This window comes from Vibrio alfacsensis (genome assembly GCF_019670485.1).
Taxonomy (GTDB): domain Bacteria; phylum Pseudomonadota; class Gammaproteobacteria; order Enterobacterales; family Vibrionaceae; genus Vibrio; species Vibrio alfacsensis.
On sequence record NZ_AP024166.1, the window covers coordinates 1,271,068 to 1,297,760 of the forward strand.

Annotated in this window: 28 protein-coding genes and 1 pseudogene; 20 read left to right on the forward strand and 9 right to left on the reverse strand. The window is 44.4% G+C overall.

The window, feature by feature from the left end:
• Window positions 1-10 precede the first annotated feature (10 nt).
• Window positions 11-1,321: a nicotinate phosphoribosyltransferase gene (pncB, locus tag VA249_RS20225; protein ID WP_221070716.1), complete on the reverse strand. Its 1,311-nt coding sequence runs from the start codon at window positions 1,319-1,321 to the stop codon at window positions 11-13.
• 390 nt (window positions 1,322-1,711) lie between these two features.
• Between pncB and VA249_RS20230 the strand changes: the two genes are divergently transcribed.
• Both VA249_RS20230 and VA249_RS20235 read left to right on the forward strand, forming a co-directional pair.
• Complete coding sequence (locus VA249_RS20230; protein ID WP_221070718.1) at window positions 1,712-2,437, forward strand: NUDIX domain-containing protein; 726 nt, start codon at window positions 1,712-1,714, stop codon at window positions 2,435-2,437.
• Window positions 2,438-2,468: 31 nt separating this feature from the next.
• Entirely contained in the window at window positions 2,469-3,122 is a 654-nt protein-coding gene (locus tag VA249_RS20235; protein WP_221070719.1) for an isochorismatase family protein, read from the forward strand.
• 88 nt (window positions 3,123-3,210) lie between these two features.
• Here VA249_RS20235 and sodC read toward each other — a convergent pair whose 3' ends face one another.
• Together sodC and VA249_RS20250 are read right to left on the reverse strand one after the other, a co-directional pair.
• Entirely contained in the window at window positions 3,211-3,723 is a 513-nt protein-coding gene (gene sodC, locus VA249_RS20245; RefSeq protein WP_221070721.1) for a superoxide dismutase family protein, read from the reverse strand.
• A 258-nt stretch (window positions 3,724-3,981) separates the two neighbouring features.
• A complete protein-coding gene (locus VA249_RS20250) occupies window positions 3,982-4,893 on the reverse strand; it encodes a glucosaminidase domain-containing protein (RefSeq protein WP_221070723.1) in 912 nt (303 codons plus the stop codon).
• A 214-nt stretch (window positions 4,894-5,107) separates the two neighbouring features.
• On the opposite strand from VA249_RS20250, the gene VA249_RS20255 reads away from it, so the two are divergent.
• Window positions 5,108-6,001, forward strand: coding sequence for a DMT family transporter (locus VA249_RS20255; protein ID WP_221070725.1), 894 nt, complete (start codon window positions 5,108-5,110; stop codon window positions 5,999-6,001).
• On the opposite strand, the gene VA249_RS20260 is transcribed toward VA249_RS20255, so the two are convergent.
• A complete protein-coding gene (locus VA249_RS20260; protein WP_221070727.1) occupies window positions 5,998-6,387 on the reverse strand; it encodes a VOC family protein in 390 nt (129 codons plus the stop codon). The genes VA249_RS20255 and VA249_RS20260 overlap by 4 nt on opposite strands.
• Before the next feature lie 157 nt (window positions 6,388-6,544).
• On the opposite strand from VA249_RS20260, the gene VA249_RS20265 reads away from it, so the two are divergent.
• The 7 genes from VA249_RS20265 (at window position 6,545) to VA249_RS20295 (ending at window position 12,396) form a co-directional block, all read left to right on the forward strand.
• Complete coding sequence (locus tag VA249_RS20265; RefSeq protein ID WP_221070729.1) at window positions 6,545-7,030, forward strand: peptide-methionine (S)-S-oxide reductase; 486 nt, start codon at window positions 6,545-6,547, stop codon at window positions 7,028-7,030.
• 391 nt (window positions 7,031-7,421) lie between these two features.
• Window positions 7,422-7,862 carry a PTS sugar transporter subunit IIA gene (locus VA249_RS20270; protein ID WP_221070731.1) on the forward strand — a complete coding sequence of 147 codons (441 nt, stop codon included), beginning with the start codon at window positions 7,422-7,424 and terminating at the stop codon, window positions 7,860-7,862.
• 11 nt (window positions 7,863-7,873) lie between these two features.
• Window positions 7,874-9,274 carry a PTS fructose transporter subunit IIBC gene (locus VA249_RS20275; protein WP_221070733.1) on the forward strand — a complete coding sequence of 467 codons (1,401 nt, stop codon included), beginning with the start codon at window positions 7,874-7,876 and terminating at the stop codon, window positions 9,272-9,274.
• Window positions 9,275-9,395: 121 nt separating this feature from the next.
• On the forward strand, window positions 9,396-9,563 hold the full coding sequence (locus VA249_RS20280; protein ID WP_211918620.1) for a hypothetical protein: 168 nt from the start codon (window positions 9,396-9,398) through the stop codon (window positions 9,561-9,563).
• Between the two features lie 70 nt (window positions 9,564-9,633).
• Entirely contained in the window at window positions 9,634-9,981 is a 348-nt protein-coding gene (locus VA249_RS20285; protein WP_221070735.1) for a rhodanese-like domain-containing protein, read from the forward strand.
• A gap of 438 nt (window positions 9,982-10,419) precedes the next feature.
• Complete coding sequence (locus tag VA249_RS20290) at window positions 10,420-11,322, forward strand: LysR family transcriptional regulator (protein WP_221070737.1); 903 nt, start codon at window positions 10,420-10,422, stop codon at window positions 11,320-11,322.
• Between the two features lie 78 nt (window positions 11,323-11,400).
• Entirely contained in the window at window positions 11,401-12,396 is a 996-nt protein-coding gene (locus VA249_RS20295; protein ID WP_221070740.1) for a linear amide C-N hydrolase, read from the forward strand.
• A 128-nt stretch (window positions 12,397-12,524) separates the two neighbouring features.
• Here the strand turns inward: VA249_RS20295 and VA249_RS20300 are convergent, their stop codons facing one another.
• The gene (locus tag VA249_RS20300; RefSeq protein ID WP_221070742.1) at window positions 12,525-12,695 is read right to left on the reverse strand and encodes a hypothetical protein; all 171 of its coding nucleotides are present in this window, start codon (window positions 12,693-12,695) and stop codon (window positions 12,525-12,527) included.
• A gap of 98 nt (window positions 12,696-12,793) precedes the next feature.
• Here VA249_RS20300 and VA249_RS20305 point away from each other — a divergent pair, with 98 nt between their 5' ends.
• A complete protein-coding gene (locus tag VA249_RS20305) occupies window positions 12,794-13,669 on the forward strand; it encodes a LysR family transcriptional regulator (protein ID WP_221070744.1) in 876 nt (291 codons plus the stop codon).
• Window positions 13,670-13,828: 159 nt separating this feature from the next.
• On the opposite strand, the gene VA249_RS20310 is transcribed toward VA249_RS20305, so the two are convergent.
• Both VA249_RS20310 and VA249_RS20315 read right to left on the reverse strand, forming a co-directional pair.
• On the reverse strand, window positions 13,829-14,713 hold the full coding sequence (locus VA249_RS20310; RefSeq protein WP_221070746.1) for a glutathione S-transferase C-terminal domain-containing protein: 885 nt from the start codon (window positions 14,711-14,713) through the stop codon (window positions 13,829-13,831).
• A gap of 63 nt (window positions 14,714-14,776) precedes the next feature.
• Entirely contained in the window at window positions 14,777-15,316 is a 540-nt protein-coding gene (locus tag VA249_RS20315; protein ID WP_010646864.1) for an NADPH-dependent FMN reductase, read from the reverse strand.
• Between the two features lie 149 nt (window positions 15,317-15,465).
• On the opposite strand from VA249_RS20315, the gene VA249_RS20320 reads away from it, so the two are divergent.
• The gene (locus tag VA249_RS20320) at window positions 15,466-16,416 is read left to right on the forward strand and encodes a LysR family transcriptional regulator (protein ID WP_221070748.1); all 951 of its coding nucleotides are present in this window, start codon (window positions 15,466-15,468) and stop codon (window positions 16,414-16,416) included.
• A gap of 116 nt (window positions 16,417-16,532) precedes the next feature.
• Here VA249_RS20320 and VA249_RS20325 read toward each other — a convergent pair whose 3' ends face one another.
• Together VA249_RS20325 and VA249_RS20330 are read right to left on the reverse strand one after the other, a co-directional pair.
• Entirely contained in the window at window positions 16,533-16,964 is a 432-nt protein-coding gene (locus VA249_RS20325; protein ID WP_221072262.1) for a VF530 family protein, read from the reverse strand.
• A 199-nt stretch (window positions 16,965-17,163) separates the two neighbouring features.
• Entirely contained in the window at window positions 17,164-18,768 is a 1,605-nt protein-coding gene (locus VA249_RS20330; RefSeq protein ID WP_221072264.1) for an ABC-F family ATPase, read from the reverse strand.
• Between the two features lie 177 nt (window positions 18,769-18,945).
• Between VA249_RS20330 and VA249_RS20335 the strand changes: the two genes are divergently transcribed.
• The 8 genes and pseudogenes from VA249_RS20335 to VA249_RS20365 all read left to right on the forward strand — a co-directional run bounded on the left by VA249_RS20335 (window position 18,946) and on the right by VA249_RS20365 (window position 26,691).
• Complete coding sequence (locus tag VA249_RS20335) at window positions 18,946-19,140, forward strand: hypothetical protein (protein WP_221070750.1); 195 nt, start codon at window positions 18,946-18,948, stop codon at window positions 19,138-19,140.
• Window positions 19,141-19,151: 11 nt separating this feature from the next.
• Window positions 19,152-19,787: a hypothetical protein gene (locus VA249_RS20340; RefSeq protein ID WP_221070753.1), complete on the forward strand. Its 636-nt coding sequence runs from the start codon at window positions 19,152-19,154 to the stop codon at window positions 19,785-19,787.
• A gap of 116 nt (window positions 19,788-19,903) precedes the next feature.
• A complete protein-coding gene (locus tag VA249_RS20345) occupies window positions 19,904-21,094 on the forward strand; it encodes an MFS transporter (RefSeq protein ID WP_221070755.1) in 1,191 nt (396 codons plus the stop codon).
• Window positions 21,069-22,040: an HTH-type transcriptional regulator YidZ gene (yidZ, locus tag VA249_RS20350; protein WP_221070759.1), complete on the forward strand. Its 972-nt coding sequence runs from the start codon at window positions 21,069-21,071 to the stop codon at window positions 22,038-22,040. The genes VA249_RS20345 and yidZ overlap by 26 nt, the downstream gene beginning before the upstream one ends.
• A gap of 14 nt (window positions 22,041-22,054) precedes the next feature.
• Window positions 22,055-22,231: pseudogene (locus VA249_RS24150) on the forward strand (DMT family transporter); the annotation flags it as partial.
• Between the two features lie 389 nt (window positions 22,232-22,620).
• A complete protein-coding gene (locus VA249_RS20355; protein WP_221070761.1) occupies window positions 22,621-24,822 on the forward strand; it encodes an FUSC family protein in 2,202 nt (733 codons plus the stop codon).
• A 10-nt stretch (window positions 24,823-24,832) separates the two neighbouring features.
• Window positions 24,833-26,488 (forward strand): TolC family protein, encoded by a 1,656-nt coding sequence (locus tag VA249_RS20360; RefSeq protein WP_221070763.1) that lies wholly within the window; start codon window positions 24,833-24,835, stop codon window positions 26,486-26,488.
• Entirely contained in the window at window positions 26,488-26,691 is a 204-nt protein-coding gene (locus VA249_RS20365) for a DUF1656 domain-containing protein (protein WP_221070765.1), read from the forward strand. Before VA249_RS20360 ends, VA249_RS20365 begins: the two co-directional genes overlap by 1 nt.
• Window positions 26,692-26,693: the final 2 nt, after the last annotated feature.

Genomic DNA, 26,693 nt, shown 5'->3' on the forward strand with positions numbered 1-26,693 from the left:
TCGGCTTAATTTATGCGTCAATCAGGTAATTATCACCCTCATTTTCAAGGCGATCTATCAACTGTCGACATTCTTCTAGATCTAAAGGTTGCTCAAAACGTCGCTTTAGATTCATCAAGAAAAAGATATCTTCACACATGGCTTTTTCAGGTTCATCGCTGATTTTTGCCACTGGAGAGCCATTGCACGTCACCATTTTAATCACGATAGATAAAGGCTTATATTTCGTGCCATTCGCATTCGTGTACTCACCCATGTCGTTCGCCAGAGACGTGCCAATACCAAAGCTCACTTGCACGCGATCTTGGAAATGCTCACAAATATCCAATGCTTGCTCAAAGTTCAAACCATCGGTAAAGACTAAAGTCTTCGTCATCGGGTCAATACCAAGCGACTGATAGTGCTCAATCATCTTCTCACCCCATGCATAAGGGCATCCGCTGTCATGGCGCACACCTGCATACGCATGGCTCAACTCTTCATCAAAGTCTTTAAGAAATGCATCAATACCTATGGTATCCGTCAGCGCTATACCTAACGCACCATTAAACATCTTCTGCCAACGTTGTAATGCGACTTTCTGTGAATCACGCACATTAACGAGCGCCTGATGCCCCATGAACCATTCATGAGCCACCGTACCAATTGGCGTTAGTCCGAGTTCACGGGCTAAGTGGTAGTTACTCGTGCCAGTTAGGTTATTCGGTAAGGCTTGGCTTAAAAATTCGAGCATTGACCGCTGCGCTTGGAAGGAAAAGCGACGACGAGTCGACATATCGGCAAACTTAAAGTTAGTGATGTTACGACGTTTCAATTCTGCTTTTAAATGACGAACTTTGTCTTCTAGTACCGACTGGAACTGTTCTACAGGGATATCTGACCAACGAGAGCGGCTACGAACTTCCGATACAATGCTCATGATGATGGTTTCGTAAAGAATGGTTTCTTTCCACAGGCCATTGATAGTGATGCGCAACTGGCTAGAACCATCCGCCATCGTTTTAATGTTGAAAGAAACATCACGTTGAGGGTTAAACCGAAATGCGCGCAGACCATCAACAAATGCCGAGTTTAAATAAGGCGCGACGCCTTTCATGTACTCAATTTCGTCAGCAGAAAACCGAATATCTTGCAGTTTCAGAACTTCCGCTTTTACCTCTGGTAGCAATTCAGAAAGATCCTCTTCACTACGTACGATAAATTTGTATGACACCATCGCATCGGGATACAACGCCGCAACAGCGCTCATCATGTTCACTTTGTATACGTCGAAATCTAACGCACTTTGAATGATGCGAGACGAAAATAAATTGGTGTTCATTCGGAGCCCTTCTACACGCCCTTTTTCGTTTATACCCCAATGCCCTCTGTACGAATCAAACCGTATCTTATTGTTTTTCCACTCCTGATTAAGAATGGTTCTTCACAAGGCTAACTTTGGTATATAACTTATTGTTACTAACTTAATTGCGTAAACAATAAACACGTGCAGACAGTTTGTCAACTTTTGTTACTAACCACTCATTTTTATAAGGTTTTTTCGTTCACTTTTTCCACAGACATTGTGGATAAGATAATCAGAGACTAATGGTCAATCTACCGGTAGATCTGTTTTTTGTTTCGGTGACGTTTCTAACTATTAGTTACTTACCCATTGAACCCTCCGTTGTTATGCGCTAGATTACTTACAAATTATTCTCAGGACCTCATCATGATCGTGACTGTCGACATTATTCCATTCAGACTATCAGGCAACGCCGATACAGGTTTGGAAGTGTTGCTGATCAAACGTTCCAACCCTGAACGCCCTTATCATGGAGTATGGGCATTACCGGGGGGATTCGTATTTGATAAAGACATGACCCACGAGGGTGGACGCCCTGCCGATGAAAACTTTGAGGCCGCTAGACGTCGTATTTGCCGCGAAAAAATCCACACCTATCCTCGACATTTTAGTGAAGCCTTTATCGACGGCGATCCAAAACGAGACCCGGAAGACTGGAGCTTAAATATCACCCATTACGCTTTAGTTGACCGTAACAACGTCGAACAAATCAACAATGCAGGCGTCTCAGAGTCTCAGCTCAAATGGTTTAAGTTACAAGACGTACTAGAGGGGAAAGAAACCCTCGCGTTTGATCACCAAAACACCATTGAAAAGGCTTGGCAAAAGCTGCGAGCCTCCATTGAGTACACTTCGGTTTTGCTGTTTGCTTTAGATAAAGAATTCTTAGTCGCGGACATCATCTCTGCATATCAAGAATTTGGTATCGATATTAGCCGTATGACGATCAAGCGTCGTCTGGTTGATTCAGGCGTGCTTAAAGCCACCAACAAAGTCGCGTCCACCAACAAAGGAAAAGGCGGCAAACCCGCTATGGTGTACACATTGACGAATAATGAAGTGACCTTTTTCCAAAACTGTTTGCGTGGTTAACGCAAGCTAAACGACAGATAAGGAACCTGCCATGACAGTTCAAGTTAACTACCAAACCACCGCCGTTATTGATGTAGACCCTGAAAAAGGCTTTACCGAGTTGTGCCCAAATGAGTTGCCAGTTGCCGGCGCACTAGACATCGTGCCAGAACTGCTAAATAACCATACAAAGGGTCGTTTAAAGCTGGTGAGTCGCGATTTACACCCGCCTAAAGCCGCGTGGGATGCTGAAACGCCTGCAAACATGCTCGAACCGGTTGGGTTGCCAAATGTTGATATCAAATGGAATCGACACTGCGTACTCGGCACAACCGGTTCTGAATTACTCGATGGTTTACCTCCAGTACTGGAATACGACTTTCAAGTAAATAAAGGAATGGACCCAGACGCACACCCTTACGGAATCTTCTTTCATGATGTGGCAGATACCAAAACCACTGGTGCCAATGAGTTCCTTAAGATCAACCAAATCGACACTCTTGTTATTGGTGGCCTAGCTCTAGATTTTTGCGTAAAGAAATCCGTTGAACAGGCTCTTGATCTTGGCTTTGACGTTATCGTAAACCTTGCTTCAAGTCGTGCGGTATTGCCAAACAATGTCGATGCCGTCATTACTGAGTTAAAAAGCAAAGGGGCAATATTTGTCGACAATGCAGACGAAATCGTCGTAGAAAATCTCGCGTAGTGTGGCTTATTGTCATTTGCTCTATTGCTAACAAAAACGGTCCAACTTATGTGGACCGTTTTTTAATCTATAAAAATTAGAGGCTGATTTACTTAATCACACCGCACACAATGCGTGCCCCACCACCACCAAGTTTTGCTGGATGGTCAGAATGATTATCGCCACCAGCATGAATCATCAAAGCTCGTCCTTTGACATCGTCCAATGCCACTCTTGGTGCTAACACGGGTTGCTGGGCCATTCCTTCGGCATTGACATACAGCGCTGGTAGATCGCCTAAGTGGTTGTCATTTGTCCAAGGAAAACCATGTTTACCCGTATTTTCCGGATCGTAATGACCACCCGCTGCGCCACCTAACACCGTTTTTCCCGCTTTCTCACTGCTTTCACAAGACCCATTGGCGTGTATATGAAAACCATGAGCACCCGCAGGTAAGCCTTTGAGATTCGGCGTAAATACCGTGCCATACTCACTGGAAGCAATCGTGACGGTACCCGTTGATTGGTCTGTTCCCAAATCCATCATTTCGACCGTTAATTCGTCCGCGATGGCTCCGCCTGAGAAAACAACACAAGTAGCAATTAATGTACCTAGCTTCATAAAATAAGTCCCTGTTGTTTGTGTTAGTTTTGAGTTTAGCTTGAGTTTAAAATCTTGCGCCTCATAACCAACACAATGCACTTATTTAATCAGTGGGTACATTTTGATATGCACGTTATCCAACAAATTATTCGACACATGCATTAAAACCAAATTTTTGATATTACTTGCTTTTAATTTTCCACACATAACTTTAGTTCCCTACCTTAACTTTAGCTTCCTACGCATAGCCTTTATTAATGTGACGGGAACTAAATATTACTTCGAAGCAAAGTGAAATAGTTTGGATCGACGTTCATCTAAGACGACGTGATCAAATCGGTCTAAGTCGTGATGTTTAATTAAGGCTCTTAAATTTTCCACATAAGCCTCTCCACGAGTTGAGTAATCAACCAAGCTACCCACGAGTTGATATCCCGTTAATTCATGCTTTTGGCGCAAAGCTCTACGCATTTCCCAAAGCTTCTTATAAGCTCTCGTACTATTTAAGTTGTGCATGTAGCTGGCTGTACCCGCGTAAAGATTATCAAAAGCAGACACTTTTACATGTCCCCCTGGTGTTGTCAGGTACTTACCACCGCGGGATGAAAGATGCTCACCGTATAAATTATTCCCGATTGTCGCAAAATAACTCGTACCCCAACCACTTTCATCGATGGCCTGAGCCAGTACCATTCCTATTGGAACCACATCCACTTGCAACAATAACTGTTCCATATCTTGAGACTTGATTCCATAAGAAGCTCTCATATTATCCACCCAGTGCTGCTCTTCGACCGACCAGTTCGTAGAGGGCTTTTGGGATAATTGATTGAGTTCTTTTCGTACCTCAAGTAACTGCTCATTAACTGCAACAATAGTCGGTAACAGCAAACGAATAAAACCGGATACTTTTTGTTCAACCGGAAGGTGATTAAGGTCTCTCGGTAAGTTTTCGACAAAGTAGCGAGGTAACGTGTTATCTTTCAATACGGTCTTTAAGCAATAATCATCTTGTTCAAATGTTTGAATCAACTGGTCTGCTGATCTTAGCTGCGTAACTCGTTCCACTGGGTAAGGATGTGCATTTTGTTCTGGAGAAAGCGGTAAAACAACAGCAGCATGTGCTTGAAAAGCAGTCACTATCAACAAAGCAAGTCTACTAAGTTGAGACGTCAATCTAACCCTCATCGAGTCTTTCCTCTGAGTTCAACAATTTGAGTGATTAGCACTTTACTCTTACTAGAGTAATTACTCTACATCTATTCTTTCTATTCAACCTCGTAAACCATCAGTCACTTTCGGAACTGGTGCTATATTTGATATTGCTCATTCCCTCTGTTTGCTTCACGCTAAACACATCAAAAAAATAATTAATGCTAGAGACTTCAAACAAGGATATATCATGACCGCCGCCAGTTTCGTTCGCTTACTTTGCCTTGCTGCCATTTGGGGTGGGTCTTTTTTGTTTATGCGTGTCGCTGCCAACACTTTTGGTCCAGCCTACCTCATAGAATTTCGAGTTGGTTTTGCAGCAATAGCATTGTTACTGATCGCTTTTTATCTAAAAAAGAGACTCTCTTTTCTTCGCCACGCCAAACACTATCTCATCATTGGATTGTTCAATTCAGCAATCCCATTTCTGTTTTTTGCTTATGCAGCTCAAACTTTAAATGCATCAACTTTATCGATTCTTAACTCAACCGCTCCGATTTGGGGGGCTCTCATTGGATTTATTTGGTATCGCAGCCCACTCAATTCACATGCCATACTCGGCATGATCTTAGGAATTCTTGGCGTTGCCGTCTTAGTTGGTTGGGATGCTGCGAAAATAGGCAAAGAATCTATCCTGCCGATTACCGCGAGTTTAATGGCGGCGTGCAGTTATGGCATTGCGACCAACTACACAAAGAATGCCCCTCAAGTCCCCGCTTTCAATAACGCACATGGCAGTATGTGGGCTGCAACCATTTGGGTGCTTCCGCTGTTACCACTCATTCCTATGCGTGCAGAACCTTCTGCCTTTGAATGGAGCACGGTTGTCCTGCTTGGCGTTGTCTGTACTGGGTTGGCATACTTACTGTATTTTAAGCTGGTTTCTGAAGTAGGGCCTGCATCGGCCTTATCCGTTACGTTTTTGGTTCCTGTGTTTGGAATTTTGTGGGGTAACTTAATTTTAGATGAACCTGTCGGGTTAAATACGATACTAGGTACGATACTCGTGCTTACAGGGACAATGTTAGTCACCGGATTTTCACCCTCACGATTACTAACAAAGTCCGAGCAGAAAGTCCCCTAAACCGTCAATTCAATCCGATTTCCATCTGGATCTAAGATGCAGCTTTCATAGTACCCATCCCCGGTTTTTCTTGGGCCATCTACCCACTGGTAGCCATCTTCAATCAGAGTTTTCGTCAGCTGATCAACCGCTTGTTCTGAACCTAACGAAAAAGCAAAATGAGCGAGTCCCGTCACTTGCATTGCATGAGATTTCTCACAAGCCTTTACACTGTCCATTGACATAAGTTCAAGCCGACATCCACTTTCAAACGAAAGAAAATAAGAAGAGAACTGCTTTGTTGGATTATGGTATTTGTCATTAGACACAGCATTAAAATAGTTTACATAAAATGCTTTGAGTTCTTCTAACCGCTCTGTCCAAATCGCTATATGTTCAATTTTCATATCAGTATCCTTTGTTTCGTATGGCACTCAATGTACCGAGAAAAAGCGGGGTAAAACAGAGAGCAGATTGCTCATGAGTTGTTCCGGTTTTATGGTTGGAGTTGTGTTGAGGTCGCTACAATTGACATAATGAGAAAAATATTAACAGGACAGTTCGATGGAAAAAATTTACTTTGCGGGCGGTTGCCTTTGGGGAGTTCAAGAGTTTATGCGTCATCTACCGGGGGTAATGAAAACTGAAGCCGGACGGGCAAATGGTACAACAAGCTCAACGTCCTCAGCATATGATGGTTACGCTGAGTGTGTACTGACTTGCTTTGACCCAAATCAGGTATCCGTAAGTACATTAATGAGCTACTTTTTTGAAATCATTGATCCTTACAGCATCAATAAGCAAGGTGATGACATCGGTGAAAAATACCGAACAGGCGTTTACAGCCAAAATCAACAACATCTCGCGTTTGCCAAGGCGTTCATTGCCGAAAGACAAGATGCCGATAAAATTGTCGTAGAGGTACTGCCACTGAAAAACTATGTACCGAGTGACAATGAACATCAAGATCGACTGACGCGCTTTCCGGGTGACTACTGTCATATCCCACTCGATTTGTTGCACAAGTATAAAAACCCAAATAAACCCTAACAGTCTCATTCGTCTCAACTCTTCGCACTTCTGACTACAGGTTTCCCTTTGTCGGTACCTCTTCAAATACGACTAGGCACAGGGGAACGGTATCCAAACAGACCATCATCACTTTACTGATATCTCTATCTGTCTTTTGTTTTCTTGTTTTCTTGTTTTCAGACTTCTGGTTTTCTAAGCCAATTAAATTTGTACCCTTTATCCTAAATCTTTAACTATCCGAGATATTCATCACATAACATCTCTCTTAGCTGGTTAGGGATATTGATGACGTCTATCACACTTAATATCGAGTGATACAAAAATATAGTTATTGGATTTTTTTTACTATTTCCGAAATTAACCATATTCACTAAATTTAACTCATTACTTCAGTACCAACGAGTTAAAAATGATTACCGAACTAACAAACGTCAGCCTAATTAATAACAACCTTCAAGCAACAAATAAAAAAGAAGTGTTTGAAGAACTAGCACAAATGCTATTTGAGAATAATCGCATCAATAGCAAAGAAGCATTTTTAAACGACATTGAAATCCGTGAAGCGCTAAGCGTCACGTCAATGGACGGTATCGCTTACCCACACGCAAAAAGCAAAGCGGTCACAGAGCCTGCCATCGCTGTTGGCGTAAAGCGTGATGGGATCGAATACAACGATGAAGACGGCATCAAACCAACCGTATTTTTCATGATTGCGTCTCCAGACAATGGCGCGGATCACCATATTTATGTTCTTCAAGAATTATTCGGAAAATTTAGCGAAGAGTTTATTGAAGATATCCATAACGCAAAAGACGAACATCAAATACTAAATATTTTAATTAATTCATAAGGCGTAGAATTATGAGTACCCTAACAGCTCAAGCTACTAATAATAGCGATTTTAAAAAACTCTTAAGCACCATGAAAGGTCACCTTTTATTTGGTACTTCTCACATGTTGCCGTTTATCGTTGCCGGTGGTGTTCTATTGGCTTTAGCGGTAATGGCATCTGGTAAAGGTGCGGTACCTGCCGATGGTTTATTGGCTGATATTTCTAATATCGGTATTAAAGGTCTGGTACTGTTTCCAATTATTCTGGGTGGCTTTATCGGTTACTCAATTGCAGACAAACCAGCACTTGCTCCAGCCATGATTTCTTCTGGCATCATGGCAGACATGGGCGGTGGCTTCCTTGGCTGTATCGTTGCAGGTTTCATCGCCGGTGGTGTGGTATTCCAACTTAAGAAGATCCCTCTTTCTACCAACATGACGGCTCTTGGCGCGTACTTCATTTACCCACTAATTGGTACTCTCATTTCTGCAGGTATCGTGCTTTGGGGTATCGGTGAGCCAATCAAGATCTTCATGGCTTCTATGAACGAATTCCTAGCTTCTATGGCTGGCGCTTCTAAAGTGGTTCTAGGTGCTATTCTTGGCGGTATGACAGCGTTCGACATGGGTGGTCCAATCAACAAAGTAGCGACGCTATTCGCTCAAACTCAAGTTGACACTCAACCATGGCTAATGGGTGGTGTTGGTATCGCTATCTGTACGCCTCCTCTAGGCATGGCACTAGCCACATTCCTATTCAAGAAGAAATTCACTAAGCAAGAGCAAGAAGCTGGTAAAGCAGCTGCAATCATGGGTTCTATCGGTATCTCTGAAGGCGCTATCCCATTCGCAGCAAACGACCCAATGCGCGTTCTTCCATCAATCGTTGCTGGTGGTATTGTTGGCTGTGTGTTTGGTTTCCTAACGGACATCCTGCTACACGCACCATGGGGTGGCCTGATCACGGCACCAGTATCAAGCAACATTCCGATGTACGTAGTTGGTATCGCGCTAGGCTCACTCACCACAGCAGTTATCGTTGGCTTCTGGAAACCAGTCGCTGAAGAAGAAGCAGAAGACGAAATCGCAGAAGCAGCACCTGTACAAACTCAAGCGGCTCCAACAGCAGGCGAAGGCGAGTACGACATCGTAGCAGTAACCTGTTGCCCATCAGGCGTAGCACACACATTCATGGCGGCAAAAGCACTTGAAAAAGCAGGCGCAGCGGCTGGCATCAAGATCAAAGTGGAAACGCAAGGTCAAAACGGCATCCAGAATCGCATCACGGACCTAGATGTAGCAAACGCGAAATTGGTGATTCTTGCTCACGATATTCAAGTGAAAGACGCACACCGATTTGCAAATGCGAATGTTGTGGAATGCTCAACGAAAGAAGCAATGAAAAATGCAACCAATCTAATTCGAGCTTAAACCTGATTAAGCTCCTCCCCTGAGCCCTCTCCCCCTAGAGGGCTCTTTTTATTTGATTCAGCCTGCCTTAAAAAACTCAGTGTCTATACTTAAAGTGGTATACCAAGTAGGAGACCTACTCATGGATTTTACTGAAAAACTCCGTCTTCGAGGTAAGGCAGAAGAAGACAGATTCTTTGCTGAACTGGATCGCCAATTGATTGAGGCTATGCACGAGAAACAAAAACGTGACGACGAACACGACGGCGAAAATGAATCGGTGATATCTCAGCACGCTCAAGAAAAGTAGTTCGTCTTAATACTCAACATTATGCTATATAAAACAGCTACATAACTATGTCGTTCGAGGGCAATTTTTAATGCGACTATTTACTCTTGCTTTAATGCTAATGTGTACTGGATTACTTCACTCAACTGCACTGGCTTCCGAGCGGGCGGAGCAGGGTTGGCAGCTTATTGAACAAGGCGCAATGATAGTTGATGTTCGTACGCCACAAGAGTTTGCGGATGGTCATTTAGACAACGCGGTCAATTACCCACTGTCAGAGTTAGACACATATTTAGCCAACGTTGATAAAGACGTACATATCGTCCTTTACTGCCGCAGCGGCAATCGCTCAGGGCAAGCCTATCAATACTTGCAGTCACAAGGCTTCACAAACATTCATAACGCCGGCGGATTGGCTGAGATACTGCAAGTTAAGTAATGCCAGTGACCGAGCTAATCGAATGAAAAAGCACACCTCACGTGTGCTTTTTGTATCCTCATCATCTATTTGTTGTCAGCCAATAACTTGGCAACAGAGCGCATTAATGCTGGTGCTTTGGTCTCGCCATAACCCGAATGGTACGGATTATTTGAGAACACCACTTCAATCATGGGCAAAAAACAACCTAAGCAGTCCTTTGTTAAAACCTAGCTCGAGCAAAAGTGATGACACAACGAATGACACAAACTTATAAATCATCACAGAAATCAATTAATAAATTGATTTTAAAGAAAAAACAAAGCACTCAACATTCAGATTCTAAATCGTTGAATCGCATAGAACTCTCAACTCATCACAACTTGCTCTTCTCTGTCTGGACTCTGTTTGGGTCTTACATTAGGTTTGAATAAGACACTTTTGTAGGACCAAACCATCATGCACATAAGTTATGAGCAAGTCACCTCCTTTGTCGCTGTTGCGGAATGTGGCTCCTTTAGCGCCGCAGCAAAACAATTAAATAAGCATCGCACTACACTTGGGCAGGTGATCACCAACCTCGAAATTGAGATCAACATGACCTTGTTTGATCGTTCGACGCGCTATCCTCAATTGACGGAAGAAGGCTTAGCACTGTATCAACATGCTAAAAACCTCGCGGAAACGACCAAGTCTTTTGAGCGTCTTTGCCAGAGCACCGAACAAGGGAACGAGAGCCAAATTACGATCTGCCATAGTGAATTGGTGCCAGGAAAACTGATTCAAGATGTGATGATTGGGATTCGCAAAAAATTCCCGTTGGTCAAAGTGAACTGGCTTCATAAAAACAATAACGAAACAAAAGCTTTGTTCGAGCAAGATGCTGCAGACCTTGGTGTCATGCTTGTTCCGACGGGCAATGCCACGACAGCATTCAGCTACACCTATCTACTCAATCTTCCTTTTGTTGTATGTGCCACCAGCGAATTTATTAAGCAACATCAGATTGTTGACCTCACTTCTCTAAAGCGAGCAAGGCAACTGTTGATGGCGGATTTTCACCATACTGGCATCGCGCAGACACTGACGATATCGAATCTCGCACAACAAATCGAAAGTGTGAATGTGCTCAAAAACCTGTTAGTCGCAGGTGATGGTTGGGCAATTATCCCGACCCATTGCGTGGAGGAGCTTTTAGCCACCCAGCAATTACAGACCATTGAGATAGACGAACTACATGCCGTACTTCAGTTCCCCATCAACCTTTGGCAACACAACCGCTTAGCCGGTCCTGTCACGCGAGAAATGATTCGACTGTTTAAAGAACACAGTCATGCTCATAGCATTCAAAGTGAGGATTGAATGCTCATGATGTGATTTAAGCTTTTTAGTTTTCCACCGTACACTCCAAATCGTTCCTAAACATGAATCGGAGTTACTATGAAATTGAAAGCAATCACCCTAGCTCTTCTTGCTGGCACTCTTACTACTGGTGTAGCGCACGCTTGTACCTCAGTCGCATGGAATACCGACTTGGGCACTTTCACTTCTAGAACGATGGATTGGATGGAATCAACCTCACCTGTGCTAGGTACCATTAACAAAGGTGACGTTCGTTCACTTCAAGGTAATGGTCTAGGCAATACCTACACGGTGAAATATGACATGGTTGCTGTATTGGCTTATGGTGAGTTGGTGGCCGACGGCGTAAACAACGAAGGCATGCAAGTCAACGCTCTGTTCTATCCAGGCATGACCATGAAAAAGTCAGAAACGGGGTCAGAAGTCACGCAATTTACTATCGCTGAATACTTACTTGCGAATTATGCGAATGTCGATGAGGTTGTTAAAGCTCTGCCAACACTAGACTTCGCATCAATTCCTATGGAAGGTATGCCCGTTGAAATCAAACTGCACTGGTCTGTCACGGATAAGAGCGGTGACCGCCTAGTGATTGAAATGGATGATGATGGCTTGAAGACCTACCGTGGCGAAGAAGCGATGGTAATGACTAACGACCCTTCGATGAAAGAACACATCGAAATGCGCAACAAGGTTCAACCAACGTGGGAAGCCGCGAGCCGTGATACCGACTTTGGCTCTATTGGTAACGGCAACTCACACAGCCGCTTTGTTCATGCTAGCTACTTTATGAACAAACTCACTGAGCCGACCAGCATCACCAACGGTATGATGAAGCTGTCGACAGTTCCTTACCGTGTACCTGCGGACGCGCCATACAAAGACTTTGGCAACGGCAATGGTATGTCTAGCTACGCGACAGAATGGACCATGACACAAAGCTTGGATACTGGTGATAGCGTGTTCGAGTACAACTTTGAAGAAAACTGGAACACGGTGAAATTCAACGTTTATGAAATGATGGGCAAAGATTTCCGCCTGCCACTGACTAAGTCATTTATGGCGAAGTTCTAGTCACGGACAAAATACTGAGTGCCATTTCGCACTCAAACAAAAGCACCGCGATGTCGGTAATGCCAGCCAGTTAAGCTGACTGGCATTACCATTAATTGGTGCCTTTCTACTTTCTAGCAAGGAGCTTATTAGTCTTTTTCGAACGTCGCAACGGTCTTAATCACGCCCGCCATCATGGCATTAGCGTCAACTTTCTTCGAAGAGCTCTGCATAACCTGTGAATTTTGGCGCAGACGCTCACGCAATGCTTCAAGTTCCTTTTGTGTATCCGATAATTCCACAGATTGGTGGTTACTCATCTTATTCTCTACTTGTACTTAACGATTAATAGAGCGATTGTCATCTAAAATTTTTATAAGATATAGTTAGCTACCATCTAAAAATTAGATACATCGTTATGTTCAATCTTCAACAACTTGAAACGTTAGTCATGTGCGTGGAGTGTGGTTCGTTTTCTGCGGCGGCAAGAAAGCTTGGGAAAGTACAGTCTGCGGTCAGTACTACGATTTCAAACTTGGAAATAGACACAGGACTGACCATCTTTGATCGTACTTCTCGATTGCCTACCTTAACGGCACAAGGCGAGCGACTGCATGCTCAAGCCATCTCTTTGTTAGAACATGCGCAACACGTACAAAATATGCTGCAAACGTTCAATGTGGGAGTAGAAGATAGGATCTCGATAGGAATCAATGCGCTTTTACTAACACCGCAGTTTTTTGGCGTCATTGATGAGTTTTATCAGCAATTCCCGCACACCGAGCTCAATCTCAATGTCTTGAAAAACAATGACATTGCTGATGCTGTCGCGAGTAATGAAGTGGATATCGGTTTTATGTTGTGGGGCAGCACACAGCCTAAGAACGTGCTTTTAGGTTCGATTGGCTATGTGCCGTTTTCTATCGCTATACATCAATCACATCCACTATTGACTGAAGACTCCGTTTCTTTTGAAGCGCTTAAGGCGTATCGACAAATCGTATTAAAAGACTACCCTGCTCACTACAACGCAAACTTATCTAATTCACTGACCAAAGTGAATGATTTAGAAACCTTAGTAGAGTTGATTAAACTGAATAATAACTGGAGCTTGATACCTGACCACCTGTTTCAAAAGCACTCAGATATCGTTCCTCTTAAGCTACAAGGGGAAGAGAAAGATTGGCTTTTACAAATTGACCGTGTGACGAGCAAAGCAAAGGAAGCAGGTCCTGTGCTGCAGTGGCTTACTGAGCGTTGTTTGGATTTTTATCCTAGCGTGCAGCCCGAGTAATAGCCCGGAGAACGGAGAGTTAACTGCTCAATATTGCGAGTGCATTTAAACGTCATCAGCCGTATCTCGATACGTTTCTGATGACATTGTGCTCATTATTAATCGATGGTGATTGGTGAACCAAGCCTATTCTCGGTCCACGCTTCATTTTTATCTTGTTTACAGCCACTCAATCTTAGGGCCTGCGGGCACAATCCCATTTGGGTTGATGTGCTTGTGCGAGAAGAAATAATGCAGCTTCATGTAATCAATATTGATGGTGCTGCGAATGCGCTCATCGGCAACCAAATCCAGCATGTAACGATACAAGTTTTGGTGCGCCCTTAGGGGCTTTTTGTTGGCTTTGAAGTGCACTTCGTACACCGCCTCGAAACGGACCAATGTTGGCAGCAAGAACACGTCTGATAAGGTAACGTCTTCGCCATGCAAGTAGCGCGACTGACCCAAACGCTGATCCAGTTGCGCTAACGCATCAAACAAGGTTTCGCTCGCTTGGTCATATTGCGCTTGCGTGGTTGCAAAGCCGACTTGATACACCTTGCCATTCACATTGCTGTGAAGCCATCGATTTAGGCTTTCGATCTCTTCACGCAATGCGGCTGGTACCAACTCCACCGGATGTTTTGCCAAAGGTAGCCAACGCGTAGCGAGGTCCATTGCCATTGCTGCGGAATCATTACCCACAATCGCATGGTTTTGCTTATCCCACAGTAAAGGGACGGTTACGCGTCCGGTGTAGTCGCTTTTCGCTTTTACATACAACTCCGCTAGATTATCCGCGCGGTATAGAGGATCAGGATGTGCACTATCAAACTCCCAACCATTGCTGTAACGCTTTGCAGCAACGGAAGAGACGGAAATAACCTCATCCAAACCAAGATACTTGATCACTAAGTAAGGGCGATGGGCAAATGGACAAGCCAACGACATGTACAAGTGATGGCGACCCGCTTCGATCTGACTTGGTAACGCGAATTGATCTTCTGCTGTCAGCTCACTTGCGTCTTTGTTTGGATACCAAACGCCTTGTTCTAATACCGCCATATCTTACCTACCTTTCTTGATTCGCTACCCTGATGAATCACTACTCATGCGAGTATAGATAACTTAAAGAGACTTCTCGAAAGACACCATTAGCTCACTCAGTTCCGCTAAGGTCGCAACATCAAATTCGCCATCTTGGAATTTGTCGTAGAAGCCGCCTAGGCTGTATGTGCCTTTTACATCGCCACCCCACCAAGGCATCAACTCAGCCATGGTTTTGATGTTAGTTGCGCCGCCGTTTGCACCCGGAGATGTGCTCACTAGCAGAACTGGTTTCTTAGTGTCACCAAAGAAAGACGTACCTTGGGGTGCAACACGCGATAGCCAATCAATCGCATTTTTCAGGAATGCTGGCATTGAGCCGTTGTGCTCTGGTGATGCAATGATGATCGCATCGTATTCGTTTAACGTTGCACGCAGTTTGTGTGCGTTTTCTGGGATGCCCTGACCTTCAACGTCCAAGCCGTACATTGGTAGTTCAAAGTCGTTTAGGTCGATGGTGTTTACTTCTGTTTGTTTAGCCTGGTTTGCCAACGCTTGAACTAAAAGGCTGTGGATTGATTGGCTGTTGTTGCTACCAGTAAATGCGACGATCTTTTTCATAGTGGAATCCTAATTACGTTTGCCCCTACTTATGTCGGGCACTCAGTGAATGAGGTGATATTAATTAACTCCCAACAGTGAATAAACACTATAATAGTGGCCATATAGTTCACCAACAGTGAACAATAAAAACATGAGGAAACTAATGCGTGGATAAGATCAGAGCATTAACCGTATTTCGTCGAGTGGTGGAGCTAGGTAGCTTCGTCGCGGCAGCAGAAGATTTAAATCTCTCAAAAGCCGCCATCAGTAAAAACATCAATGAGTTAGAGAGCTATTTAAAAAGTCCTCTAATTAACCGCACGACGCGTAACTTGCACATTACCGATAATGGTCAGCTCTATTATCAGCAAGTGTGTCAGGTTCTCGATGCACTCAACAACGCAGACCGCTCGGTGATTGAGTCTTCCCACACATTAAAGGGCACGCTAAAAATCAGCATGCCTATGTCATTAGGGTTGATTGAGCTAAACCCCATCATCTGCGAGTTTATGAAATTGCATCCAGAGCTTTCCATCGAAGTGGTGATGAGTGATGAACATATTGATTTGATTGAGCAAGGGGTCGATATTGCCATTCGTGGGGGAGGCGAATTGGGTAACTCTAGCCTACGCTCGCGTAAACTATTGGATATCCGCCGTGTACTTTGCGCTTCCCCTCAATACCTTGAAGAGTCGCAGCCGTTTAAATCTCCACGTGACGTTATAAACCATCGCCTACTTAGCTATAGCCTCTCTTCAACGTCTCGCCGCTGGACATTTCAAAATGGCAGCGAGGTACTGGAAGTTGATCTGCCTGCGAGTGTTTACACTGTCAACAGTGGTTTGGCGCTCACCCAAGCGGCATGTGCCGGACATGGGGTTGCGTTGTTGCCAGACTTCTTTGTTGAGCCTCAATTAGCTTCAGGTGAATTGGTTGAGATTACTCCTGAATGGCAGATGGAAAAGCACGCGCTGTATATCGTCTACCCTTACCACAAAGAGCAATCGCAAAAGTTACGAGCCTTTATTGATTATGTGGTGGAGAGCTTCCAAGCGCGATTCAGCCGTCAGTCAGATCCGCAGCAGATGTACGCTTCGATTATTAAGCTAGGGTCTTGATAACAAGGTTTAGCTGAAGAAAAGATAATAAAAAAGCCAAACTGGGTAGTTTGGCTTTTCATCAAAATCATCCTGCTCTTAGAGATCAAGCCTACAAGAACAAGAGAATTGAAAGTTTATCGGCGACGATTATTAAAGCGAGCACGGTCTGAGCGTTGCTTTGCTGAACGCTCTTTGTGCGCAGACGCAGCCTTTGCTTGTGAAGCCAGAATCGATTCTACGGTTAATTCCATTGGCTCACGTGGTTCCAATCCATGACGGAAAGTACGTGCACGTGGTGGCAAGTTGTACTCGTATTCAGACGCCTTTGGCATGCGCTTGTAGCGGTATAGGTAAAAGTTCTCTACTCGCTCGCGAGCCCATTCCGTTTTCTTCAGGTATTTCACGCTGCTTGCAATGCTTGGTTTAGTATTGAAACAGTTCATACGCATTGCAGTATCAAGAATTTCCCAACCATAAAAATCTACAAGCTGCTGCAACATGTCTTCAATTTTAAGACCATGCAATGGGTTGTTCTTCTGCAGTTCAATACGTTCTTCTTCGGTCATAAATTCATGGCTCATGAACGACTCCTTGCTGATGAGTGGCGCTTATTGGCTTACCACCGTGCCCTTTTAATAAGGGTAAAATAAAATCATAGCGGCGAATAACCTGCGCCTATTTTCGTTTATTCAAGGTTTAAGGCTATTCGCTATCTACAGGCTAATAACTATCTACAGGTTAATAACTACTGATTAAATAGTTTCGTTACGCAGCGCTTAGTACTTTTTCTTGATGCGCCATGTACTCTTCAAACGTACCTTGGAAACTCACCAATTTTTTGTCTCTTACATCAATAATTGATGTCGCAAGCGATGATACAAACTCGCGGTCGTGGCTCACAAAGATCAACGTGCCTGTATACACTTTTAGTGCGCTGTTGAGTGCTTCAATCGCTTCCATATCCATGTGGTTGGTTGGCTCATCCATAACCAGCACATTGATGTCTTGCATCATTAGCTTACCAAATAGTAGGCGGTTCTTCTCACCACCTGAGCAATTTTTCGCCTTTTTATTCGCGTCGTCAGCCGTGAATAATAGACGTCCTAAGATGCCACGCACCATTAAGTCATTGTGTTTAACGGTACGCCACTGGGAGATCCACTCAAAGATCGTAAGGTCATTGTCAAAATCTGCGGTGCTGTCTTGAGGGCAGTAACCGATCGAAGCGTTTTCAGACCACTTTACTACACCCTGAGTTTGCTCTAGTTCGTTCACTAGACAACGTAGCAAGGTTGTTTTACCCACACCGTTTTCACCGATGATCGCAAGGCGAGTGCCCGCTTCAAGTAACAAGTTGCCTTTTTCAAACAACAGCTCATCACCAAACGAGTGACCAAGGTCTTGCAGTTCCAATGCTAAACGATGCAGTTTTTTACCCTCACCGAAATCAATCGATGGGCTCACACGGCTACTTGCTTTCACTTCGTCGAGTTGGATTTTATCCATCTTTTTAGCGCGAGAGCTGGCTTGTTTCGCCTTAGATGCATTTGCACCAAAGCGGTTTACGAAATCTTGCAGTTCGTTGATTTCAGCTGTTTTCTTCGCGTTAGAAGCCAATAGCTGTTCACGACGTAGACCCGAGGCTTCGAGGAAGTACTCGTAGTTGCCAGGGTAAATGCGTAACTCACCGTAATCGATATCTGCCATGTGCGTACACACAGAGTTTAGAAAATGGCGGTCGTGCGAGATGATGATCATCGTGCACTTACGTTGGTTTAACTCTTCCGCCAACCAGTTGATGGTGTGGATGTCCAAGTTGTTGGTTGGTTCGTCAAGTAGCAGAATATCTGGGTTAGCGAACAAGGCTTGCGCCAACAGCACGCGCAGTTTCCAGCCCGGGGCAACTTGTTGCATCAAACCAAAGTGCAACTCTTCCTCGATACCCGCTTGAAGCAAAATATCACCAGCACGGCTTTCTGCGGTGTAACCATCCATTTCAGCAAATTCGCTTTCAAGCTCAGCGACTTTCATGCCGTCTTCTTCGCTCATTTCAGGTAATGAATAGATACGATCACGTTCTTGCTTCACTTCCCACAATTTACGGTCACCCATAATCACGGCATCAATCACGGTGTATTGCTCAAACGCAAACTGATCTTGGCTCAATACGCCCAGTTTTAACCCTGGAGTAATCGATACGTTACCTGAGCTTGGCATTAACGCACCACTCAGAATTTTCATGAACGTTGACTTACCACAGCCGTTTGCACCAATTAGGCCGTAACGGTTACCGTTACCAAACTTAGCTGAAATGTTTTCAAATAGAGGTTCAGCACCAAATTGCATGGTGATGTTATTTGTACTTATGATAGCGGCGTCCTCGCAGTAAATTTCTTTTAATAACAAGCTCTTAATTTACTTACGAGATACTGTTAAAAAAGGTCATATTGAATGTGGCCGCCATTCTATATGATTCACCGTTAAGGTGATATAGGTCACATTAAGAATGCTTCAGAATTTTATCTCCAAATACATTTCTGGATCGTTGTGGACGAATGCAATATCGCACTGGCTGTAACCATACTTATCTACCGTAATGTGAAGATGGAAGTAGTGAACAATGAATTGGTGGTGAGCTTTGATAACACCTTAACCTACGTATTAGACCTTGCATCAGTACAAGCTGGTGATGAGTTGGTTGAAGATAAATCTCTAGCGATGCTGCAAGACTGTATACGGTAGTGGTTGCCAATATGGATGAACTGCGTGTTCACCAAGACAACACTCCAGCGACAAACGATCAAGTATTTGGTTTGCTTGCGTCTGAAGTGGCGAAGACGCCGCTATTGTTTGATGGTGAAAGCGGGGAGAGCTTAACGTCTAACCACGAAGTGCGTATCGATCGCCTATTGTCGGGCATACAGCGTCTTGATGAGTTGGACATTATCAGTTATGCGGCTCCAACCGCTTACGATCTTACCGTAGAAGCGCGCTTTGGTGATGAAGGGCAATGGATCAAATTAGGTTCCATTGATCAGCTAGAACCGTTTGCTAGTTACACAACGTTACACGCGTTTAAAGATGGCGTGAAATACGCAAGTGTTGATGGCACTCAGTCGTTTACGATCAAAGGTTTAGCTGAGGCGACGCATCTTCCACGAGATTTGGTTGATATTCACCTGACTTCTGAAACGGATGAGTTTGTGCAAAAGCTGACAGATTGGCAATCAAAATGGCGTTTGAGCTTTAGTACTTATTCAGAAGCAAATGGTAACTGGGCGAAAAATTACCCCAGCCTATGCACATTCAATACAAATTCATCATCCCCAAACGATTCGGCCTTTTCTAGGTTATCGACTTCAATAGTAATCATCGTCATCTTTGTTTGAATTACGTTCGATTTATACAGGGTATGTCGTAAATGGAAATACCTACGGTCGCAATTCCCACTCGCAGGCAAACGTTTAGCAAACTATTATCCTCATCAACTGTTAGTGAGGTTGTCATGTTTCGTTTTCTGCTTTGTAGTTTCTCTCTTGTTTTACTCTATCCTACCGCCATTGATCTTTATCTTGTAGGTTTGCCTCAAATTGCCGCGGATTTAAACGCCAGTGAATCACAATTACACATCGCGTTTTCTATTTATCTTGCAGGTATGGCAACCACCATGCTGTTTGCAGGAAAAATCGCCGACTCCGTTGGCCGTAAACCCGTAGCGATAGTAGGTGCAGCCATTTTTATTGCAGCATCATTGCTTGGCGGAATGGCAGAACAATCCAATACGTTTTTAATCGCACGTTTTGCACAAGGTATTGGGGCTGGATCTTGCTATGTGGTTGCTTTTGCTATTTTACGCGACACATTGGATGACAAACGCCGCGCTAAGGTGCTGTCGATGCTTAACGGCATTACCTGCATCATTCCTGTCATCGCCCCCGTTGTTGGCCATCTCATTATGCTCAAATTCCCTTGGCCAAGCCTATTCACCACAATGGCTGGCATGGGTGTGGTGGTTTGTTTGCTTTCGACCTTGGTGCTGAAAGAATCAAAGCCTAGTGCATTGCCACAACAAAACACCACTTCAGCTTCTACCCAAGAAACGTTCGCGGAGCGCTTTTTCATCAGCCGACTCATCATTACGGCCATCGGCGTGACCACCATTCTTACCTACGTGAATGTCTCTCCAATGCTGGTGATGGGCGAACTTGGTTTTGATCGTGGTGGATATTCTTCTGTCATGGCAGGCACTGCATTAGTCAGTATGATCACTTCTTTCTCTGCGCCATTGGCTTTGTCTTACTTTAAGCAACGTACTCTGATGCTGACTTCGCAAACCTTGCTTGTCAGTGCGGCGATGGTGATTGGTTTTGCTCATCTAAACCAATGGGGAATCCCATTTTACTTATTCGGATTTGGGCTGATTTGCGCTGGCTTCTCGATTGGCTTTGGCGTGGCCATGAGTCAAGCGCTCAGCCCTTTCTCTCTGCGTGCTGGTGTAGCAAGCTCACTGTTGGGCATCGCTCAAGTGTGTTGCTCTGCCCTCTACATCTGGTTTATGGGGTTAATCGGCATTAATGCGCTGAATATGTTGGTGTTTGTGTTAGCTATAGGTGGCGCAATCAGCTTGGCTCTAATACTATTTATTCCTAAGCCTGCTCATGAAAGCCACTATGAAGAAATCACTAGCCCGTCTTGATCTCAACCTGCTGTTCACTCTGCAATTGCTGCTGCAAGAGCAGAGTGTTTCCAAAGCGTCGAAGAAGTTAAACGTCACGCCGTCAACGGTAAGTAAATCGCTTAATAAGCTTCGTGACTGGTTTGATGATCCTCTGTTTGTGAAAACACCAAAAGGATTAGCACCCACTCCATTAGCGCAAAGCATGGAGCAAGATCTGGCGGAATGGCTACAAATTGGCAGCCAAATTGCGGAGAAACGCAGCGATATAGCACCAAAAGGCGTGCGCTTTGATCTGACCATTGAATCCCCGTTAGTACTGACGATTCTTGATGAGCTTCTTATCGCAATCCACCAACGCTACCCAGATGCGAAAGTCAAAACCAGTAACTGGGATTACGATTCACTCGATGCGATTGTGCGGGGCGAGGCAGACATCGGCTTTACTGGCAGAGAGAGTCATCCCCGCTCAAAAGAGTCACTCGACCTGCTTCCTTACTTTCTTGATTTCGAAGTACTGTTCTCAGATTTACCTATGGTGTACCTACACAAAGATCACCCCGCTTTGGAGCAGGAATGGAACCTTGAAACCTTTTTGAGTTACCAACACATCAATATAGTTTGGGAAAAGAGTGAGACGTGGGCACTGGACGAAGTATTGAGTGAACTTGGTTTACAGCGCTCTATTGGCTTAACCATGTCGAGCTTCGAACAGTCTCTGTTTATGGCCGCGCAACCACACCACAATATGCTGACCACTGCGCCGCAATACTGTAAAAGTTACACCAAGAAGCTGCATCCAGATTTGGTGTGCTTACCCATTCCTTTAGAACAGCCACAGCAAGAGAAGCTGCTGATCCCATTCACCATGATTTGGCACAAACGTAATGCGTACAATCCCAAACTGGTGTGGTTGAGAAACACCATCAAATCGCTGTATGGCTCTGCTATAAATGATCATGCATGAGTTCAACCTCGCAACAAACAAGAGTGACTCAACTTTCTGTCCCTGTAATTGCGTTAGTCTTAGGAAGAGTGTTGTTAAGTGAGTCGCTCACCATCCATTCAATCATAACCAGTGCCATCATCCTTGGGGGTATCGCTTTAGTATTTTTATCTCGATCCCAAAAACTAACAAAAATACCAGCAAGCCAATAAAAAATAAAAACTTTCCTCTCAACTTATCTCCCATCATCTATGCTTTTTGTTAGGCACTTGTTTGCGCAGTACTTTGAGGACGAGTAATAACTAACACGCTGGCGATGGGCTTTGAATAAAAATCGGTTTGGTTATGCCTGTAAATCTGTATCAGTAATGAGACTTATAGTGCAACTTTTTCTTGGTCATTTCTCCCTCACGCTAAAGGCTATGGGGGTTGAACAGTGATTTGAGTATTTTGACCCAACTTGATTTTGACAAAGGATTCACAAATCACTGTTTTTTGGCCGTTATATTCCGCCTCCGAAATTCTTTCAGAATGAATTTCTGATTATTGATTACGTAAATTCATCCACTTACCACCATAAAACAGAGCAAACGTTGATACTATGAACGACAAAGTCAAATTCGCCATAAAAGTAGCGCTTAGCCTAACTCTGGCATATTTGATCCCTTTTGCTCTGGGTTGGCCTCAAGCATCTACCGCAGCAACAACTGTCATGTTGATTGCATCCACTGGCAGTCGCCGAGAGTCACTCGCTAAGGGGACATTGCGTGTACTTGGCACCGTCGTTGGCGCGGTCATTGGATTATTGTTGGTTGGGATGTTTGCGCAAGACCGCCTGTTGTACATGCTCAGCGTTTCTATTGTCATTTCATTTATCTTTTATTTTCGCAATGCTTACCAAAAAGACCCTACGTTACTTGCATTAACAGGCGTCATGGTTTTAATGATGTCCAACGGCGGCGATGCAGAGGGCGCATTTCTTTACGGTGTCGATCGAGCATATATGACCATCTTTGGGGTGGTGCTTTATACCTTGGTGGGTACATTTCTGTGGCCGACAAAAACAGAGCAAAACCTTCGTCAAATGGTTGAGCAACTTAACCAAGCGCAACACGCATTATTCAATGCCATATTGCTAACCTTTGACCAAAGAACGGACCCTGTGGCTATCTCCCCTCATTCGGAGACAAAAGAAAGCACAAATGATGATGAGGAAAGCATCGACCAAGACGACAAGGCATCACCATCCATCGATACCTTACTCGCGAACGTATTTGCTGCACAAAATGCGCTTGAACAACGTTTTGCCATGGTCAGTGCCGAATGCAGCGATGTTTCTGCTTACATCAAAGAGTGGCAGTTAACAGTCCACTTTAATAAGCAAATCACTCAAGAGCTCAGTGTTGCTGCACACAGTCACTTTAGCCACCAGCAAGACCGAAGCTGCATCAACAACTTCGAACAAGCCATCGAAGAAATCCAAACTCTCTTCAAAACCTGTCAAGATATGTGGGACAACAACGGGCCGGCTTACCGTGCTCAAGAATTTAACGTCGATTACAGCCAGCAAGCTCTATCGGATGCAACGCATCTAGTAAAAGGCTCAGCGCTGACACTTGGCCACCTACTAAAGTTGATGCACCAAAGCTTATCTCGGCTAGCAGAGAGTATCAGCTGCATCGATTCTGTGACGAACAACGTGTCATTCGAGCAAGCACTCCCGCAACAAAAGAGTAAATTTCTATGGTGGGATGCAGAAAACTTCAAGACGGCCATAAAAACGTTCACCACCTATTGGATTGCAGGGCTTATTTGGATCTACTTTAACCCTCCAGGCGGTTACTCATTCGTCACTTTCTCAACCATATTCATGTCATTACTGTCATTTGTGCCCGTTCACCCCTTTGTTCTGCTCATTCTGTTTACGTTTGGCTTTCTATTTGCGGTGCCATCTTACGTCTTCATATTACCGGGGCTAGAGTTAGGGGCAGAACTCGGGTTATTCATTTTTATCTATACTTTTGTGGGCTTTTATCTGTTCAAAGGCCCTGTGACCATTTTCTATATGATTGGCTTGTTCGTTCTTGGGCTCAATAACGACATGACCTATCACTTTGGCATTCTCATGACCATCATGACTCTGTTTTATATGGTGGTATTCATGATCATTTTTGCTCATTACTTCCCGTTTAGTTCTCGCCCAGAACACTTATTCTTAACTTTAAAAGAGCGCTATTTCCGGCATGTTGGGGCGTTGTTTACCAGCTACCAAGAACAATCGGAATCAAGTTTTCGAAAAGTGAAGCGCTCATTGCACCTTGTGACGCTCAATGTCTCGTCCAAAAAAATCATGGTTTGGGGTTCAAAGATCAATCATAAGCTGTTTGACAAGACGCCTCCGGAAGCCATTGGGGCATTCACCAAATCGTGTGATGCACTGAGCAACCACATTAATATTTTAATGGCCACTGAACAAAAGTTACTCAGCAATCCCCTAATTAAACAGCTACGAGCAAAACACACTGATTCCATATTACCTCTGATGGCAGGAGCACTTGCCAACCATCAGGGCACTCATGAACTCGATTCCGTGTTCGAACAGTACAGCCTCGATTACCAATCCTTTGAAAATAAACTGGAAGATTTCTTTCGCGAGTTGGAGTTATCTGACTACGCTTATTCAGAGATAGCGGGTTTTTATATCTTACTGAATTTAAAACGGAACGTGTTCGAAGCCATCAATCAATGCAAGCAAACCTATGAGGATATCGATTGGGTGAACTTACGTCAGAAGCGGTTTTAAAGGTGAGGGAATGATGCTTCTAAAACTAACTAAACCAAGCCTCGCCATACTCTCTGTACTCGGATTGAGTGCGTGTACGACTTTGGGTCCGGATTACGTCCACCCAGAGCAAACCGCCTTGCCAAGTGATTGGTCGGTAGAAAAAGCGGTACAAGACACACAACAATCCGAGCAAAAACTGCAGCAGTGGTGGCAGCAGTTCAACGATCCCACACTGAACCAACTGGTTGAGATGGCGAGCCAACAAAACCTCGATCTTGAGGCGGCAGGTTTGCGTATCATTCAAGCACGTTCGCTATTGGGTATTTCAACAGGACTGCAATATCCACAAGTGCAAAGCGTATCGGGCAATGTGGCTCGAGCTTATGTGAACGACCAAGGTGTCAATAACGCAGCGCTGTCGTTTGATGCGGGTTGGGAAATGGACATCTGGGGCAAATATGCACGCGGAATTGAATCAGCCGAAGCGGGCTACTACGCATCCATCGCCTCTTATCACGATATCATGGTCACCATTACGGCAGAGGTCGCTCGTAATTACATCAACTACCGAACATTTCAAGAACGTATCTTGTTGTCTCGTCGAAATATCGAAATTCAAGAGCGCGTTGTCCGTATCACACAGGTACAGTTTGATTCCGGCAATGTGACCGAGCTTGATGTTCAACAAGCCAAGAACCAGCTATTCAACACCAAGGCCGCCCAGCCAGCCTTAGAAATTGCGATGAAACAATCCCGCACGGCGTTAGCGCTATTGCTGGGTGTATTGCCACAAGAAGTCGAAGCCTTGTTAAAATCGGATGGTTTTAATCAACAAATCATCGCTTATGAACAGCAATTTAAATCGACGGGAAGAAAACCCGCATTATCTGGTCAGGACGAACGTTCAATCGTACCTCGCCCGCCGTTCGTAGATAATAAGGTCGATGCAAACTTAGTAATGCGACGCCCAGATCTACAAGTATCGGAAATGCAGGCCCGAGCCCAAAGTGCCCAAATTGGCGTTGCAGAGACTGCGCTTTACCCTAGTTTTTCTCTCTTTGGCTCCATTGGCATAAACAGCACTGTACCAGATGGCAGCAGCTTTAGCTTCAGTGATTCACTAACCATGGTTATTGGGCCTAGCTTTAGCTGGAACATTTTTCAATACGGTCGGGTGAAGAATAACATTCGCTTCGAAGATGCCCGCTTTCAAGAAACACTCACCAACTACAACAAGAAAGTGCTACAAGCCGTTAACGAAGTCACCAATGCACTCGAAGCTTATGACCTTTACTTGGAACAAAAAACGCTGCGTCTTCAATCCGTGAATTCGTCAATTCGCGCATTCAATATCTCCATGACCCAGTACGAAAACGGTCAAATATCCTTTGAGCGACTGTTGAACTCCGTTGAAAAGATGACACGCGCTGAAGACAGCTACGCCACCATCAAAGGTAACGTCGCGAACCAAGTGGTCGCCCTCTACAAAGCACTCGGTGGCGGTTGGGAAACCCAAACGGGTAAACCTTTCTTATCAGAAACCATCGCAAAACAGATGCAAGAACGCAGCGATTGGGATGATTTACTCAACGAGAAAGAACGCGTCCTACCACCACTTCGTATCGATTATCCATCAGACAACATGCAAGTAGATGACGCTCAGAAAAACAAGGAGGAACCGTGATGCCACACGAACTCTCTTGGGGTGATGTGTACTTCTCACCATTCTTGCTGGTGCTGATTTTCGCGGTCACCGCCACATGGGTCACGGTGATCATTTTGAACAAGACTCGCTTGTCTCGTTTCATTGCGTTTCCGTCTTTGACATTCATTGCCATCATGATCTTTTACGTGGTGGCCATCGACAATTTTTATATTCCGTTTTAGGT

Excerpts from the sequence above, each read along its gene's own strand:
- VA249_RS20275 (WP_221070733.1), top strand. The coding sequence starts at position 7,874 with ATGAGTACCCTAACAGCTCAAGCTACTAATAATAGCGATTTTAAAAAA.
- VA249_RS20295 (WP_221070740.1), top strand. The coding sequence starts at position 11,401 with ATGAAATTGAAAGCAATCACCCTAGCTCTTCTTGCTGGCACTCTTACT.
- VA249_RS20285 (WP_221070735.1), top strand. The coding sequence starts at position 9,634 with ATGCGACTATTTACTCTTGCTTTAATGCTAATGTGTACTGGATTACTT.
- sodC (WP_221070721.1), bottom strand. The coding sequence starts at position 3,723 with ATGAAGCTAGGTACATTAATTGCTACTTGTGTTGTTTTCTCAGGCGGA.
- VA249_RS20365 (WP_221070765.1), top strand. The coding sequence starts at position 26,488 with ATGCCACACGAACTCTCTTGGGGTGATGTGTACTTCTCACCATTCTTG.
- VA249_RS20280 (WP_211918620.1), top strand. The coding sequence starts at position 9,396 with ATGGATTTTACTGAAAAACTCCGTCTTCGAGGTAAGGCAGAAGAAGAC.
- VA249_RS20255 (WP_221070725.1), top strand. The coding sequence starts at position 5,108 with ATGACCGCCGCCAGTTTCGTTCGCTTACTTTGCCTTGCTGCCATTTGG.
- VA249_RS20315 (WP_010646864.1), bottom strand. The coding sequence starts at position 15,316 with ATGAAAAAGATCGTCGCATTTACTGGTAGCAACAACAGCCAATCAATC.
- VA249_RS20310 (WP_221070746.1), bottom strand. The coding sequence starts at position 14,713 with ATGGCGGTATTAGAACAAGGCGTTTGGTATCCAAACAAAGACGCAAGT.
- VA249_RS20260 (WP_221070727.1), bottom strand. The coding sequence starts at position 6,387 with ATGAAAATTGAACATATAGCGATTTGGACAGAGCGGTTAGAAGAACTC.
- VA249_RS20355 (WP_221070761.1), top strand. The coding sequence starts at position 22,621 with ATGAACGACAAAGTCAAATTCGCCATAAAAGTAGCGCTTAGCCTAACT.
- VA249_RS20230 (WP_221070718.1), top strand. The coding sequence starts at position 1,712 with ATGATCGTGACTGTCGACATTATTCCATTCAGACTATCAGGCAACGCC.
- pncB (WP_221070716.1), bottom strand. The coding sequence starts at position 1,321 with ATGAACACCAATTTATTTTCGTCTCGCATCATTCAAAGTGCGTTAGAT.
- yidZ (WP_221070759.1), top strand. The coding sequence starts at position 21,069 with ATGAAGAAATCACTAGCCCGTCTTGATCTCAACCTGCTGTTCACTCTG.
- VA249_RS20235 (WP_221070719.1), top strand. The coding sequence starts at position 2,469 with ATGACAGTTCAAGTTAACTACCAAACCACCGCCGTTATTGATGTAGAC.
- VA249_RS20250 (WP_221070723.1), bottom strand. The coding sequence starts at position 4,893 with ATGAGGGTTAGATTGACGTCTCAACTTAGTAGACTTGCTTTGTTGATA.
- VA249_RS20360 (WP_221070763.1), top strand. The coding sequence starts at position 24,833 with ATGATGCTTCTAAAACTAACTAAACCAAGCCTCGCCATACTCTCTGTA.
- VA249_RS20265 (WP_221070729.1), top strand. The coding sequence starts at position 6,545 with ATGGAAAAAATTTACTTTGCGGGCGGTTGCCTTTGGGGAGTTCAAGAG.
- VA249_RS20305 (WP_221070744.1), top strand. The coding sequence starts at position 12,794 with ATGTTCAATCTTCAACAACTTGAAACGTTAGTCATGTGCGTGGAGTGT.
- VA249_RS20340 (WP_221070753.1), top strand. The coding sequence starts at position 19,152 with ATGGATGAACTGCGTGTTCACCAAGACAACACTCCAGCGACAAACGAT.
- VA249_RS20300 (WP_221070742.1), bottom strand. The coding sequence starts at position 12,695 with ATGAGTAACCACCAATCTGTGGAATTATCGGATACACAAAAGGAACTT.
- VA249_RS20290 (WP_221070737.1), top strand. The coding sequence starts at position 10,420 with ATGCACATAAGTTATGAGCAAGTCACCTCCTTTGTCGCTGTTGCGGAA.
- VA249_RS20345 (WP_221070755.1), top strand. The coding sequence starts at position 19,904 with ATGTTTCGTTTTCTGCTTTGTAGTTTCTCTCTTGTTTTACTCTATCCT.
- VA249_RS20325 (WP_221072262.1), bottom strand. The coding sequence starts at position 16,964 with ATGACCGAAGAAGAACGTATTGAACTGCAGAAGAACAACCCATTGCAT.
- VA249_RS20270 (WP_221070731.1), top strand. The coding sequence starts at position 7,422 with ATGATTACCGAACTAACAAACGTCAGCCTAATTAATAACAACCTTCAA.